The sequence below is a fragment of the Bacillota bacterium genome (genome assembly GCA_023511455.1).
Lineage (GTDB): Bacteria > Armatimonadota > HRBIN16 > HRBIN16 > HRBIN16 > HRBIN16.
The window spans coordinates 41,284-56,886 of record JAIMBJ010000006.1; the positions used below are offsets into that span (position 1 = coordinate 41,284).

Annotated in this window: 6 protein-coding genes; 1 reads left to right on the top strand and 5 read right to left on the bottom strand. The window is 59.6% G+C overall.

Annotated elements, in window-relative coordinates; all coding sequences use genetic code 11:
- Positions 1–3 precede the first annotated feature (3 nt).
- The 5 genes from K6U75_05655 to nadA all read right to left on the bottom strand — a co-directional run bounded on the left by K6U75_05655 (position 4) and on the right by nadA (position 13,534).
- Positions 4–375, bottom strand: coding sequence for a hypothetical protein (locus K6U75_05655; protein MCL6474520.1), 372 nt, complete (start codon positions 373–375; stop codon positions 4–6).
- 15 nt (positions 376–390) lie between these two features.
- A complete protein-coding gene (locus K6U75_05660; GenBank protein MCL6474521.1) occupies positions 391–7,449 on the bottom strand; it encodes a hypothetical protein in 7,059 nt (2,352 codons plus the stop codon).
- Between the two features lie 482 nt (positions 7,450–7,931).
- Positions 7,932–11,447, bottom strand: coding sequence for an NPCBM/NEW2 domain-containing protein (locus K6U75_05665; protein MCL6474522.1), 3,516 nt, complete (start codon positions 11,445–11,447; stop codon positions 7,932–7,934).
- 54 nt (positions 11,448–11,501) lie between these two features.
- Positions 11,502–12,248 carry a hypothetical protein gene (locus K6U75_05670; protein MCL6474523.1) on the bottom strand — a complete coding sequence of 249 codons (747 nt, stop codon included), beginning with the start codon at positions 12,246–12,248 and terminating at the stop codon, positions 11,502–11,504.
- 152 nt (positions 12,249–12,400) lie between these two features.
- Entirely contained in the window at positions 12,401–13,534 is a 1,134-nt protein-coding gene (gene nadA / locus K6U75_05675) for a quinolinate synthase NadA (protein MCL6474524.1), read from the bottom strand.
- 235 nt (positions 13,535–13,769) lie between these two features.
- Here nadA and K6U75_05680 point away from each other — a divergent pair, with 235 nt between their 5' ends.
- Positions 13,770–15,599: a PDZ domain-containing protein gene (locus K6U75_05680; GenBank protein MCL6474525.1), complete on the top strand. Its 1,830-nt coding sequence runs from the start codon at positions 13,770–13,772 to the stop codon at positions 15,597–15,599.
- Positions 15,600–15,603 lie beyond the last annotated feature (4 nt).

The window sequence follows — 15,603 nt, forward strand, 5'->3', positions numbered from 1 at the left end:
CGCTCACAACGGTGGCGGAGGCGGCGTGATGCGCGTTTCGTCCGTGAGCGCTTCGTTACCCGCCCGATCGCGCGCCTTCACCCGAACTCTGGCGGTGGGCGATGAAATCACCGCACGATAGGTGTTTCCACCTGCGCTCTGCATCGCTAATTCTGTGGCTTCGGGACCCAGGCCGACGCGCACCACCCATACCTGCGCCACTCCGCTCTCAGGGTCAGCAACGTCCGCCTGCACGATTAGCTGATTACTCTCGTTGTAGCGCGTTTGCAGGTTGGTGATAACGGGGGGCGTGGTGTCAGGCACACCTCCCCCGCCACCACAACCCCACAAGGCAAGCATCATTGTCACCAGCACGGCGCCAGCTATCCTCCGCATCGGCATTCCCCCTCCTTATCGCGTCAGCACCACGGGAACGGTAACCCGCGCAACCTGTCCGTCGGTGCCTGTTGCTCTCACTTCCACCATGTAGGCTCCCGCAGGCAGGGCGATACCCTGCGCGTCGCGTCCATCCCAGCTCACCTGCTGGATGCCTTCCGAGCGGGTGATGGTGTTCATCAGGCGGCGCACCACTTTGCCTGCGGACAGTACATTCACCTCCACCTGCGCACCCGCGTTGATATCGAACGAGACAGTGTACGACCCTTGCGAGCGTCCACCGCTCACGCGCACGTTCGTGATGCGCAATAGCTCGCCCTGCGGTACCATCTCGATGCGGAAGCGGTAGGTACCGCCCTGACGACTGACCGCAAAGGTGTGTGAGCTGGTGTGGCGCAGGAAGCGTCGCTCACCCGTCTGCAGGTCGACCAGCACCGGGTTCACCCCGCGTGGGGCGCGATGCACGTTCTGCCACCACAGGGTCGCCCTGTCATCGTCGCCAGCGGGCACCTGCACCTCCACCTCCCATGTGTTGCGGGTCGAGCGAGTGTCGGAGCGGATGTCCGCCAGCATCGGCTGTCCGTTGCGCACCAGGCGTATCTGCAGTCCGACTTCCCCACCCGGCGGCGACGGCGGCTGCGCCACCGAAAGCGCACGACTGCCCTCCGCTGCCCCGAACATGACCTGTCCGACCTTGCCCTGCGCCTGCGCCAACAGTGTGACCGACCAGCCGGGCTTCTCGCTGCGGTTCGCCCGACTCGAAGATGCGGCGCGGGTGTTCGGCGGGGCAATCAGCAGGCGCACCGGCTGCTGCGCGAACATCCACACGCCTTCCCATGCCTGCACGCGGTTGGTCACGCCGTTCAGGATGGAGGCATCGTACACCAGCTGATACTGGCTGCCGTCCCATCGCCAGGCGTAAGGCTCCACGAGATTGCCTGCGTCGTTGAGCGAGAGGGTCTGTCCATTGTGCTGCACCTGAATCGCCTGCACATTCCACTCCCACTCGGTGAGCCATGGGTTACCCACGAGGTTCCAGCCAGGTTGCAGGTTGACCGCAAACGGCTGATGCATCGCTGGCAACTCGCCGCTGATGTCGGGTTGTGTATCCTGCGCCAGCCGCACCCAGAAGGCGCGTCCGGGCTGGAACACCGTCTCCGCAGCGGGCGCAATCGCGTACTGATTAGTTGCCGGGTCAAACCAGGCTATTTGCGCTGGCTCCGTGTTCAGCGTGACGCGGGTGTCGCGGCTCTCTGTGAACACGGGCAGGGTCACGAGACGCAGCCCAGCGGGTATGGTGGGGGGCTGTCCCACGCGCGTCTGCGCCTCTGGCTCGTCGGAGTCGGGTTCCTCGTTGCCCAGATAGTCTCTGGCGCGCACCTTGAACTCGTAGCTGCTGCCGAATCGGCCGACGAACACCGCCTCCGTGCGGCTGGTCGCGCCAATCCACTGTTGCCAGGGACCGCCGTCCTCACGGTAGTAGACGCTGTATTCCGCCACACCGCTGCCACTATCTTCGCCAGTCCAGCGCACCACGAAGCGCGGCAGGGGCTGCGTCTCCGGCAGCACGCTCACGCGGGCAGTGGGCGGCACGGCATCGATGGTATGCACCACCACGTTGGTCTGAATCGGCTCGTTTTCGTCGAACACGATGGTGGCGGTGTTGCGCAGCTCTGTGCCGTCGGGCAGGTCAGGTTTAGGTCGCACGCTGAAGGTAACCCAGCCCTCGCCGTCGGGCGGGTTCTGGTTGGGCGGCAGGAATCCTGCCAGCACGTCCTCGGTCGGCAGTCCCGTCTCTGGGTCTATCGACTCGAAGCGCCACTCGATCCAGCCGGTGACTGTGTCCAGATTGCCGGTGATGCGCAGCAGCAGGTTGTTTTGCGGGCGCAGGTCGACATCGGTGCGGAAGGTCGTTCCGCCGGGCGGGGCGTTAATCAGCCTTCCAGCTACCCACACTGGCCCGAACGAGAAGGTACTCAGGTCGTACAGAGTGGGGTCAATGCGGTCAGTGATGACCACCGTCTGCGCCGCGGCGGTAGCGGTGGCGACGTTCTCGAAGAAGATGGTGTAACCGATGGACGCACCTGCGTTGATGTAGTTGCGTGCGCCAACGCCAACCGAACCTAACTTCTCGTTGGGGTCTCGAGAAGCCCACGTGCGCATATTGTGGGAAACCTGTAAGTTCTTGTCTGGCGCAGAGGATACTTTCTTCGGCTTGGATGGCAAGACACCGTCGTTGAGTATGCGGTATCTTTCGGCCGGATTGTATTGTCCAGTAGCCGCGTCGAGCGTGCCATCATAAGTGAAGCCGAATGTCGCTCCAGCGTCCAAGTCAAAGACGAACTGCGCCCGGTCGTCGGTTTTACCGCTCTGCAACCTTTGTCTAAACTCAGGGCTGAAAGTTAACCACCCGCTGTCAGCATTGATTGCCTGCGTCAGGGCGGTTATACCCGATGTGTGTAAGCCGACAGTATCTGTTTTGTCCGTTTTGAGATAAATATGATAGTCGGCGAATCCTTTGAACTGTGTGTCAGCCAGTGAGTTGGTCTGCAAAGCGACCGCCACCTTAAAGACTCCTTTGCCCACCCAATTGAACGGGCTCTGTCCGCTCTTCTCGCTCGCAGGATTGCAGCCGATCCAGTAGACGTTGTTAAAATTGTAGTTCCCCTGTGCCGCCAGTTGCTTCGCAATACCACCGTTCACGTATGTTCCATAGCTTTCGCCAATAAAGGTGACTTTCTGGCGGTTCGTGTCGATGCCAATCGCTTGCAGCTGTGCGGCAAAGCTCTGCGCTGAAGGACCGACCTGAGTGCCCGAGACGAATATGATTGGATTGGTAGCTGCCTCCTGCCATGTCAGGATGAGTACAGCTGCGTTCGGGTCCTTCTCTTTGATAGTTTGTGCCAGCCTGTTGAAGTCATCTCGCTTAGCAACGGAGGGATCCAACGCATTTTCAAAGTAACCTCCGTAGCCATGCGTGAGGATATACACGTTTTGGGCGCTCTGGATGGTTTGCCTCGCCGCTTGATCGTTAATCACCAGTTGGGTAGACCCAGTTAGTCCCGTGGACACTGTGGTCAGGTTCGGCGTCCTCGCGTTGCCGTCTTTGAGGCCATTGAAGAGGTATACGTTTGTATAGGTAAACTGGTCGCTCCTGCCTCTCGTGGCGAAGTCTCCAATGTCTATGGACGCCCCTAAAATGGTGTATGTGAGCAGAGCGCGGAAGTCGGAACGGATGCTGGGATCGGGTAGGTTACGGATGAGCGGATAGAGGTAGTTCAGTACGTCCTGAACCGTTGTACCTATCCGCTCTCTGGCACGCAGCACGCGCGACCTCCACTCTTCCGCGGGCACGTTCGCTGGTCGCTCCGCCGCAAATCCTTCCCAGTCGAAGGGGTTGCGCGGGTTAATCCAATCGGCTTTGAGTGTATCGGCAACGCCCGCGCCCGTCGCTTCTCCGTAGGGCAGGACGAAGAACCGATACGGAAATTCGCTCCAAGCATCCAGCGGCTCCGTCAGCAACCAGTACTCGTCATACATGCGTCCTGGCGCCAACTCCGAGCCAATCCAATAGCTTCCCCGTCCTTCCACGTAGATACGGATGAGTTGCGGCGGTAGCGGAACACGCCCCCTGACACTAATGGTGAAGGGTGCAGGGCGATTGATGCGAAGGTCTGTAGGTGCAGCCCACGTGGTTACTTGGATGGGGTCATCCTGAGGCGTTTCCAGCGAGAGCGCAGAGCGCAGGCGCACCTCAGCCCGGCCTTTCTTCAGCACCACATCGTATGCGGTGTTGGGCAGGTTGGACAGATTGAATTGCGCCTTCAGCGCATACGAACTAATGTCCGACAGCCGCTCTGCAGCGACGCGAACAGTGCCGTTGTCGAGGAAAACTTGCACGCTGTTGTCAAAACCAGCACCATAGACCTGCAACGTTAGTGGTATCCCGATGAGCTGGTTCCAGAAGCCGATATTCGGAGACACCCCATCCAGCCATAGCGGCCAACGCGCCTGAACATATCGGGAACTCCTGAAGCCATCCTGTTCTACCACCACTTGCCAGTACCAGTATCCCTTAGCGGGAGCCAGGTTCACCACATCCGCAGCAGAAAAAGTCGCGACTACACGTTCTGCCTCGACGCGCGGGTCTTGCGCAGGAGACACTGTGCCCATGTCCGAACGCAGCTGAACCGTCACAGGCAGGGTGGGGTCGAACGCACCACGCAATTCCAGCTGCAGCGGCTGCGGTTCGGCTGGGTCAACCACAATCTCAGATGGCACGACGAAATCGACAGAGGGAGCTACGACGTTGATGTTGTGAGAAGCCTGTTCCCCGTTGGGATTGGCAACGACGATGCGTCCAGACAAACGGAAGTTGCGCGCGAGATAGTCTCGGTACGGTGAAAAATCGAACGTCGCCTGTATCTCTGATTGGCTGGTGACCCGTGCTTCTGATGGGGTCAGCGCGCTGAGACCAGAACTATCCGCTGGGCGAAACTCCACTCGCGCAGCTGGGGCAAAAGCGCTGCCGCGGATGGTCACTGTCACCACGCGCGGGAACAGCCTTTCGGGGCTGACGCTGCTGATGGCTGGTACCGCACGCTGTATGGTGAACGCCTGCGGCAGGCGTCCCGTCTTACCGTTGGGGTTGCGCACTACCACATCCCATCGGCTGTTTTCGGGTTTACCGTCCACATCCACCGTGCCGCGCAGGCGTGATGCGTCCACTCGGGAGACGTTCAGCGCATCGATGCGCTCCGATTCTCGCTCCAGCCAGAAGGTCGCCCCTTCCTCAAAGTTACTGCCGCTAACAGTGAGCTCCACCTGACCCAGGTTGGCAGCACTGGCGGGCGAAACACCTGTCACCACCGGGCGCGGGTACGCAATCAGGAAAGCCCCGCCCTTTCGCGCCTCGCGCCCGTCGGGGTTGCGCACCACCACGTCCCACACACTCTCGTCAGGCTTGCCGTCCACGTTCAGCGTGCCTGTGAGCTGTCCTGCAGAGACGAACTGGACGTCGGTTGCATCAATACGGTCGCCGTTGCGTTCCAGGCGGAAGGTTGCCCCATCCTGAAAGCCGTCGCCGAATACGTTCACCCGCACTGTGCCCGCCGGGGCTGCTTGTGACGGCGCGACCTCCAGCACCGCGAACTCACCACCTGTGCCTCGTTGCAGGGCGTACAGACCTACCTCTCCCGCCGCCACGTAGACCAGTGCGCCCGCGGAGGCCGCATGATAGGCACTGCCCTCCCACCGCGCTACCGGCGAAAACACGGGCAGCAGCGACAGGTCAAAAGCAGACAGGGTATACCCGTCGGTAACGTAGGCGATGCCGTCCGCCATCTGCACACGCGGCTTTGCAATCGCCTGTCGTGGATTGTCCCACCTCGCCACCACCTGCGGCTGTGTGGGGTCTGCCACGTTGACCGCCACCGCATCGCCGCTGCTGAGCGTGACGATGGCTACGTTTCCCAACACAGCCAGGTCTGCCACGTAGGAAGAGGACGCCACCTCCACCTCCCCACGCAGCACTGGAGACACAGGGTTAGAAATGTCATAGATGCGCAGCTTGCGGTCGTAGTCCGCGCTATACAACAGGTTACCCCCAACCCCGCCGATTTCCAGCGCCACAGGGCGATTGGAGTAGCTCGCGCTCTGGCGGTGCACTCGTACAGGAGCCAGGCGGTTCGCGATGTCCACCACATCCAGACCGTTGAGGTGGGCGACGAAAAGAATGTTGCCCGTGAGCGCGATGTCTTCCACGTTCGTATTCGCCCCGTAATGGCTGAGGATGGAGGGGCTACGCGGGTTGGCGATGTCGATCAGCGTCACCGCCTTCGTGAGATCTCCGGTAGAGTAGGACACGACAGCAAGGGTGTCTTGCACCTGTATTTGCGGGTCACCGGATAACCTGGCGGGCAACACCGCCACGCCTGCACCTGAGATGGCGGCTGGGTTGGTGACATCATACACCCCGAACAGACCATCCTCCGCCGCAAACACAAATCCGGACCGGTGAGCGAGCGCGTAGGGCACCCGACCAGTGTAGGTACGACGCAACACGGGGGCGTCGCGAGTGGCGATATCGTAGACAAAGAGCTTTGTGTTGCTGAAGTTCACAGCCAGGTTGGAACTCGCATCCGCACCACCAATCTGCCCTTCCATGCTGCCAACGATGCGGGGATTGGCAGGGTCGGAGATGTCAAACACAAGGCTGAATCCCCAATCCATGATTGGCATGTACAGGTAGTTGTCCACATGGATGAGAGGGGCAGTCGGATTATCGCCTTCCGGATAGAAGCCAACGACGCGCATATTGGCAGGGTCGGAGACATCAATCACGCGCAGTCCGCCCTGAATACCTCCAAGCCACTGACCTGCGGCCACGAAGGCATAATTGCCGGACACGTGAACGGCGCGCGCAACGCCAATGTTACCGATAATGCCCAGCCGTTGTGGGTTATCAGGCTGGGAGAGGTCCCACACGCTAAGACCTGCTGTGCTTTCACACAGGTAGAGCCGGTTGCCGACTACGGTTCCCCCGTCTCCGCCCAGCGACGCGCTCAGCGACACGGTGCGGATAAGTTGGGGATTATCAGGATTGCTCAGGTTCAACACATGCAGTTGGGAACCCCTGCTCACATAGCCAATATTGCCGTGAATAATCAGCCCGTCGAAGCTGCCTCCTGTATATTCGCCCACCACACGCGGCGAGGACAGATTCGAAATATCCACCACCTTGATGGCGCCACCTGGACGCCCTTTGAACGCAGTCAGCACATAGGCGTAGTTGCCTGCCAGTACCACCTGATAGCCGAACATATCGTGGGAGGGCGCGTGCAGGCGATACACAAGACGCATATTGCTTACATCGTAGATGACGAGGATATTACCAGTGCCGGTGGTATAGGCGTAGTTTCCGCGCAGTTGCATCGCTCCGAACGAGTCACCGGGATAGTGGCCTATCTGCTCGAAGCCCGATTGCGCGTGCGCGGACGAATAGAGAAGAAAGACGAGCAGTGTGCAGATTCCAGGCCATAGTTTTACTGATAATCTGTAATCTCTTACAGTCATCGGCTCCTCCATGGCGTATGGGTTTTTTGCCTTCGGAAGTTACGCAGCGAGAAGGCGGGTGACCTTCGCAATCTGCTCTGACTGTGCCCTATCGCTGTGGACACAATAGTGCCTGTAGAACCGCCGTTTCCAACCGCGTAACCCTGAATCATTATAGGTTAGCATGAGTAAATTTTCAAGAGTATCCATGTTTTCCTTCTGTCTCGTATTTTTCTCGGTAGGAGTTACGCAGTTGCGATGAACATCTAACGAGTCAGGCTTTTTTCAGTGATTGCACTGACACTTTACTGTCATGCTGAGCGAAAGCCAAGCATCTCAGCCCGTTAAAAGAGATTCTTCGCTCCACTCAGAATGACAGATGATGTCGCTTTACATCGGAAACTCTCGGATAGTCTTACAACTGCGTAACTCCTAGTCGGTTCTGCAGACACGCAGTTTAGGGGGGTGCGTTTTCTGCGCCATACCTCGCCACGTGCTCGTTCTCAAAAAGAGACACGAACCATAGTCTTTCCCGCACCCGGCTGCAGCCTCACGCAGTCGCCTGTGAAGTCATTGTGTGGTTGTCCGTTCACTTCCACGCGCCGGATGAGCTTTCCGTCCGGATGGGGGAGGCGCAGGCAGGTGGTAACGCCGTCTGAAACATCCGCGAGCGTCACCTCTACCTCGATGACTCCCTGTGCGAGGCACGAGCGAAGGCGGTAGCTGACTGTGCCAAATCGGGTGAGCAGGTTCTGTACATGGATGCTCTGTCCGTCTTTCAGCCAGTGGCCCGGCACGAGGGGGGCGAGCCACAGTTCGTTGTCATGCTCCATCGCCAGCATGAAGCGTGTCTGCTGTAGAAAATAACCTGTCTCGTGCGTCTTGTTCCACGCGCCGGTGTTGTTGAAGTGTTCCCAGAGCCAGAGCGTTTCCTCGTTGAGCAGTGAAGCCAGCATGTTGAAGTAGGAGCGGATGAAAGGCTTGCGGTCGTTGCGCAGAGCGTAGATTTCCGGATTGCGCGTATAGTAGGGTTGCACTTTGGAGAAGCCGCCCAAATTGAACCAGTCCTTGTGGTTTTGTTCGGCAGGATAATCGAACCAGCCGCTCTGTAGGAAGGCGACGTCCTCGAGGTAGTCCATTATCCACCCTGTCTCGCGCGAGTCGGAAGGGATGACGGCTTGAGGAACCAGCTGGTGTGCGCCGAGCTCCACATCGTATGCCCAGCTGCGGTTGGCATCCTCGCCGGGGAACAGATGCGCGGTGGGAGCAGGGCAGTGTACCTGCGACGGCGAGCCGGGCACCCATGTGCCGTCTTGCAAGGGCACCACAGGCATCTGTGCCTGTGTTTGCCGGTATGCCCGCAGGATATCCCGGCGAAAACGCTGTGACTCCTGAGGCAGTTCCTCTGCGCCTGCAATGCCGGCATCGGCGAGGGCACGTGCAGCATGGTACAGTCCTGCGCAATAGTAGCCGTTGAGCGCAAAGTAGTAGGCGTAGGCATTCCAGTCTGCCATCACGCCCGGAGGCATCAGCCCATACTCCGGTACAGGTTCACCGTCGGGAGCGCGCTGCATCGTCTTTTCCCGCTGGCGAACAATCCACCGGCACACATTCTCCACCGCCGGCGCTACTTGGCGGAGCCACCCGCTATCCCGCGTGAGTGCAACGTATTCGCCCAGTGTCCACAGATGCCAGCCCGTGCCCATCAGCGTGTATCCTGTGGTGAGGTAACCCGCAGGGTGGTAACGATGCACGAAGAACTCTAGCGCACGGCGGGCAAACTCGCGATGCCCCAGTAACAGCATCCCACGAATGGGCGAGTGCGCCTCGCTCTCCAGGGGTCCGTATGCCATCGACGCAATCCACGCCGCAACACGTTTGCCGTTTTCCTCGTTGCGGGCGGCGAGCAAACAGTGTACCTGCGACGCCCGAATCACGTTCATCAGGTCGGCATCTGGGATTTCGATGCGCGTGGCTTCACTCATGACCGACTGCCAGTATCGCTCGGTTCTGGTAAGAGCGTCTTGCGGTGACAGTGTGGGGATTACTTCTTCTGCCGACATCTCCCACGCCGGAAGCACGAGCAGCAGGCTTCGTTTGTCGCCGGGGGGAACCGAGGTACTGAAGCGAATGCCGCCTTCCCCAGCTTCCCCAGCCCAGCCGTCGCCCGCAGGTTGCACTATCGCCGAAACCGTTTGTCCATGCCCTATCTGGAAGCCGCTGGCAAGAGGCTGGATTTGCGGTTCGGGTTTTACCAGCAATCCTAACTGTGCGGTATTGGGGTGTGAACCGGTGTTCTCTGCCTCGATGAGCACGAAGCAGGCGGCGCGTTCGTACAACCAGCCGTTCGAATCGGGGATGGGGTTCTCGTCCAGCGGCGCCACAAAAGCGGTCTGCCGATATACCATACCGCCGTCCCGCCACGTCATGACAGTCACAGGTAGCCAGCCATGATGCAGGTGTCGCTCCGTCCACTGCGCCTTTCCGCCCGCGTACAGAGGCTGTATTTGAAGCTCCTCTTTACGGAGCGTGCCATCGCGTTCTACGATGAATTTGCGGTTGTCGCACGCCAGCGAAAGCATCATGGGACCGTTGTTCTGCACTTTGTGATGCGTCTTCTCCATCGCCTGTGCGAAGGTTTGTTCGGGCAGCCGACGAACGCGCTCCAGCACCGTCTTGCGCCGTGCGATTCTGCGCCGGTATTGCTCTATGGTCAGATCAGGGTCTCGAGATACCAGCAAGCCCACATGAGGTACGTACACCGCGCCGTTCGTCAGCACGTCATCTACTGCCACGCCAAACGCGCTATCGGAAAGGCGAATGCGCAGCACGGTGCGGTCGGATTTAAGCAGGGAGGCACGGCTGCAGCGAACACGCAGGCGAAGGGGCGTCTGCCCGTCCCATTGCGTCTCGTGTGTCGGATTCTCATCCAGCACAATCTCGCCGTTATACATGCGGATAGAGACCTGTCGCGCGGATTGCAGGCGGAGTGTCAACTCTGTTTCGTCCCAGCGAGAACTGGTAAAGGCGTGGATGGAGCGAATGGAAAGAGGCCCGGTCACGGGGTCGAAAACCCAGCGCACCTTCCGCACGCCGTAGGTCACCCCTGCGATGCCTCGCCAGTCCGGACGGATGACCCATTCCTGCTCCGCCTGCTCGATGGACGCGGAGACAGGAACCCATCGGCCCTGCCAGTGTGACTCGCCCACCCATGCCTGCATTTGCACCGTCTCCGATGGTGGCGGTGTGGAGGCGAAGCGAAGGCGCAGCTCCTCCAGCCTCCTTCTCTCCAGCCATTGCAAACCGATACTGCCCCGGCCATTGGCACCAGGGGGCACTGCGTATGTGCCGTTGGAGCTGGGAAGCAGCGGCTGTTCCAAGAAGATGTCCTCCGCAAGATACTCTTCGGTGCGTCCTGCGCGGCAACCCTCGGTTCGATTCGGGTCCGAGGTAATCACCCGCGCAAAGGGAGCGATATCCACGCGCAGGGTCTGCCGTTGCGCTCTGGCAGGTTGACGGGCACGCGTCAGACGCGCCTCCGCCCAGTTCGCGCAGTCGCAGGTGATGCCGTCTCCGGCGTCGGTTACCACCAGCCTGAGCTCGTTTGCTCCCTTGACGGACACGCGTACCGGTTTGGGGGCATCGGTTTCGCGCATCACACCACTGTCAAAACGCTTTTTGCCGTCCACGTAAACCTGAAAGACCACACTGCCCACATTACCATTCTGCCATTGCACCCCGACCTCCGCTTCGAATGCCTCGTATTCACCGTTGAGGTCTATGACGATTTCGCCGGGCGCATGATGCCCTACACCTCTGGCGTACTGCTTATCGCGGATACGCAGGGGCAGAGGAGTTTGCCCGGGTGCGTGTGCGCAGGTGTTGATGCCCAGCTCGCCCCAGCCCTGCTGCACGTACACGAGGCGGTGCTGCAAGTCGGCGAGGTACTCCACGACCGGCTGAGGGTTGTTCGTCATGGTCAGTAATGCTCCTATGAATCGTATCAGTGAAAGCAACATTGGTTATCCCCGCTGTCAGACATTCGCCGGAACCGCTTCATTACCTGCCTGCACTTACGTACTTTGTCCATTCTTGACCAGGATTCGTTTGCGCACCAGTGCCACCTCCCGCCCATCTGTGTTGACTGCGCGTGCCTCCAGAACATACTCGCCGTCGGGAACCTGTGTGCTGTCCCAGCGGAAGATGGTGGGTAGCACGTTGGACGTGCCGACGGGGTAACCGTCCACGCTGAAAAACACGAACTGCACCGTCTCGGAGTGGCGGGCGGTAACCTCCAGGTTCAGGATGCCGTTGACCACAGGCAGGTTTGCTTTTTCTGCGCGCTGGATACTGCGCTTGATCGCCTCCCGCGACTCGCCTGGCAGAGCAGCCGCTACTGTCTCGCGCATCGCTTGCGCGCCTGCCTCGTCCTGTACCAGCACCTGCAGCACCCACACGTCGCCCACACGGTAGCGATGCCCCGGAAGCAGGGAATATGCCATGCGCCCTTCTTGTTGCAGCAGCCGCACAGAGATCTCCTGTCCGAAGTCGCGGAAAAGCACCGACTCGGCGGGGATGTCGGTGCGCAGAGCGGTGAGGGACTGGACATTTGCCGCTGCGAGACCGACGCTCTGAGTCTCGTTATGCTGTAGCAGCCACAGTCCCTTGCCCTGAACCGCCGCTGTGCGCGGGGGGAGTTTGGAATTGCTTAAACGCTGGGGCAGAGCGATAACACGCCCGATGGTCGTGAAGTGTGTGCCTCCGTCCACACTGATGCTCACCGTGCCTCCCGGAAGCAGCACGATACGCGCTCGGAACACCTCTGCCTGCCCCAGAGCAGGCTGGGATAGGCAGACTAGTGCGTGCACCGCAAACAGGAGCGCGGTGACCGATGACTGCACAGTGAGCCGCAGATGGCGCCCCTCTCGCGGAGCGAGAGGGGCTGGGGAAAAGGTTTTTCGCCGCAGACTTCTCATTGCGCGGCTGCAGCTAACGTCTCGGCGCGTCTGGCGGCTTCGGTAACCTCGATCATGCGGTTCAACGCCACACGCGCCCAGTGCGCGATGTCTTCGGGCACTTTCACCTGGTTGACCACGTTGCCCTGCGCCAGATTCTCCATCGCCCAGCACAGGTAGGACGGATGGATGCGGTACATCGTAGAGCAGGGGCACACGATGGGGTCCAGGCACATGATGAACTTATCGGGATGCTCCGCGGCGAGGCGGTGCACCAGGTTAATCTCCGTGCCGACCGCCCACTGGCTGCCCGGCGGCGACTCGCGAATCACCCTCACGATATATTCGGTAGAGCCGTCGCAGTCTGCCGCTTCTACCACCTCGCGACGGCATTCGGGATGCACCACCACCTTGATGCCCGGATACATCTTGCGGGCGGCTTCGATCTGCGCCACCGTAAAGCGCATGTGAACCGAGCAGTGTCCTTTCCACAGGATGAGCTTCGCGCGGCGCAGAGCTTCCTCCATGTTGCCACCGAGGGGCAGGTCGGGGTTCCACACCACCATCTCGGTATCAGGGTCTATACCCATCTTGATACCCGTATTGCGCCCGAGATGCTGGTCGGGGAAGAACAGCACACGCTCGCCCTGCTGCAAAGCCCAGGTGAGGATGGCTCTGGCATTGGAGGAGGTGCACACGATACCGCCACGCTCGCCACAGAAGGCTTTCAGGTTGGCGGCGGAGTTCATGTAGGTCACAGGCACGATGCTGTCGGGTGGGAACAGGCTGGTAAGCTCGCGCCAGCAGGCGCGCACCTGATAGATGTTCGCCATGTCCGCCATCGAACAGCCTGCAGACATGTTCGGCAGAATGACCTTCTGGTAATCGGGGGTGAGGATATCGGCAGTTTCCGCCATAAAGTGCACGCCACAGAAGACGATGAACTCCGCGTCGGGATGGCGGGTCGCATCAAGGGCGAGTTTATAGCTATCGCCCCTGTAGTCGGCGTGCTGGATAATCTCGTCGCGCTGGTAGTGGTGACCCAGGATCACCACGCGCTCGCCCAGCAACTGTTTCGCACGGCGAATGCGCTCATGCGTTTCCTCATCGGAAAGCTGGGAATACTCCAGTGGCAAAGGAGCCTGAACCATTTTCCGCTGTCCTTTCTACGCTGTGCGCCAGTCCCGGTTGCACGGGACGGGGATGTTGGCACACAGCAAACGTTGTGGTGTTTTGTGTTCATAGTATACCGGATGAAAGAAACGAGATGCAAGCGCAGGAATACCATCGGAGGTGCTGTGTCTGCCGGTGAACCTCTTGACTTCCCACCTATAATCCCGCAAAATGTAACCGGACTTTCTGTCGCGCGATGGAGGAACCCTACCCATGAAACGATGGTTTATTGCAGTAACGGGGTGTGTGCTGTGGTTTGTCATCGGCACTGCTTGGGCGTCGGTTTCCAGGGTGAGCGTTCTGGTGCACCTGGAAGACCCCTCGCAGAAAGCCTTCCTGATGGAGTACACGTTTCAGGGCATTGACTCGGGCACTTTGAAAGTGGCGATACCGACATGGACACCCGGCTGGTATCAGACGATGCCTTACAGCGAGGGTATCCGCGATATGCAGGCGGAGAACGAAAGGGGTGAGCCGTTGTCGATTCAGTCCGTGAATCATTATAGCTGGTGGATAGATACCGGCGGGGCGCAAACGGTGCGTTTGCGCTATCGCGTGCTGGCGCGCGAAGAGGGGATGGGCTTCTTTGGGGTGGCGATGGGACCCCACCACGCCTTCATCAATGGCGCTGCTGCTTTCGTCTACGAGATGGATTCGAAAAATGTGCCACACGAGGTGCGGTTCCGGTTGCCTGTCGGCTGGCAGGTCGCAACAGCGATGGATTTTGCCTCGCAGAGTGAGCAGAGGCCGTTTGGGGATGTGCGAGACACCTTTATCGCCCCCAACTACGACGAACTCATCGATGACCCTGTGCAGATGGGGCATTTTGACGTGCGTGAGTTCCGTGCTCGTGGCGTGCCGATGCGTGTGGTTTTCGCCTCTGAGACGGGCAACATCCTGTGCAATATGGACAGAATAACTGCCGATTTTCAGCGTATCGCCAGTGTGGGCATCGACCTTTTCGGTAGTGCACCGTTCAAACGCTACCTGTTCATCGTTCATTTAAGCGGCAGAGGATTTGCGGGTGGACTGGAGCATCTGAAATCCACCGTGCTGAATGTGCCAGACCGCCGCGACCTGAACATCAACGCATTGGCGGCACACGAGTACTTTCATGCGTGGAACGTCAAGCGCATACGCCCGAAGGTGCTGGGACCCTTTGATTACACGCAGCCGGTGCGCACGCGCGCGCTGTGGTGGTGCGAAGGTGTCACCGATTACTACGCCTATCTTCTCCTTCTGCGTGCCGGTCTCATCGGTGACCGCGATTTCTGGCAGGAGATGGAGCGGGAAATCTTCACGCTGGAGAACAATCCTGCGCGGGAGCGGGTGACGCTGGAAGAGGCGAGCTGGAACGTCTGGGAAGGCAACGGCATGGGCTACGGTGGCTTAAGCTACTACAATAAGGGCAAAGTGGTGGGATTCTTGCTGGACGTATACATCCGTGGCGTTACCGGCAACCGGAAGAGTCTGGACGATGTGATGCGCTTCCTGATGGAACGCTACGGCTACCCGAAGCCGGGCTTTGAGGAAGACGGTATCCTGCAGGCTATCAACCGCGTGGTCGCGCAAGACGTGAGTGCGCTCTATCGCCGAATGGTTGCCAGTACCGAACCTCTGCCATATGACGAGATTTTGAAATATATCGGCTATCGTCTGGAACGTCAGAGCACCTCTACCACGTATTTTGGTGCGACGAGCATGGTAGACGAAGTCGGGCGGGTGATTATACAGGCGGTGGAGTCCCAGAGCCCGGCGTTTCTAATGGGTCTGCGGGCAGGCGACATTGTGATGGAAGTGGACGAAGAGCCCGCTGACAGGCGCATTGAAGACGTGGTCTCTCGTAAGAAGCTCGGCGACCCGATAAAAATAGCGGTGTGGCGCAGGGGCAGTCTGGTCGTGATGGAAGGCAAAATCGGGGGTGAGACCCGCTACTCCATCCGCCTGACACCCGAGCCAACGGCTGACGACGCGGTGATACGGGTGCGGGAAGGATTGTTACGGGGTACCACCCGCGTCTCCGCTCAAGCAGGGGTAGATTAAGGAG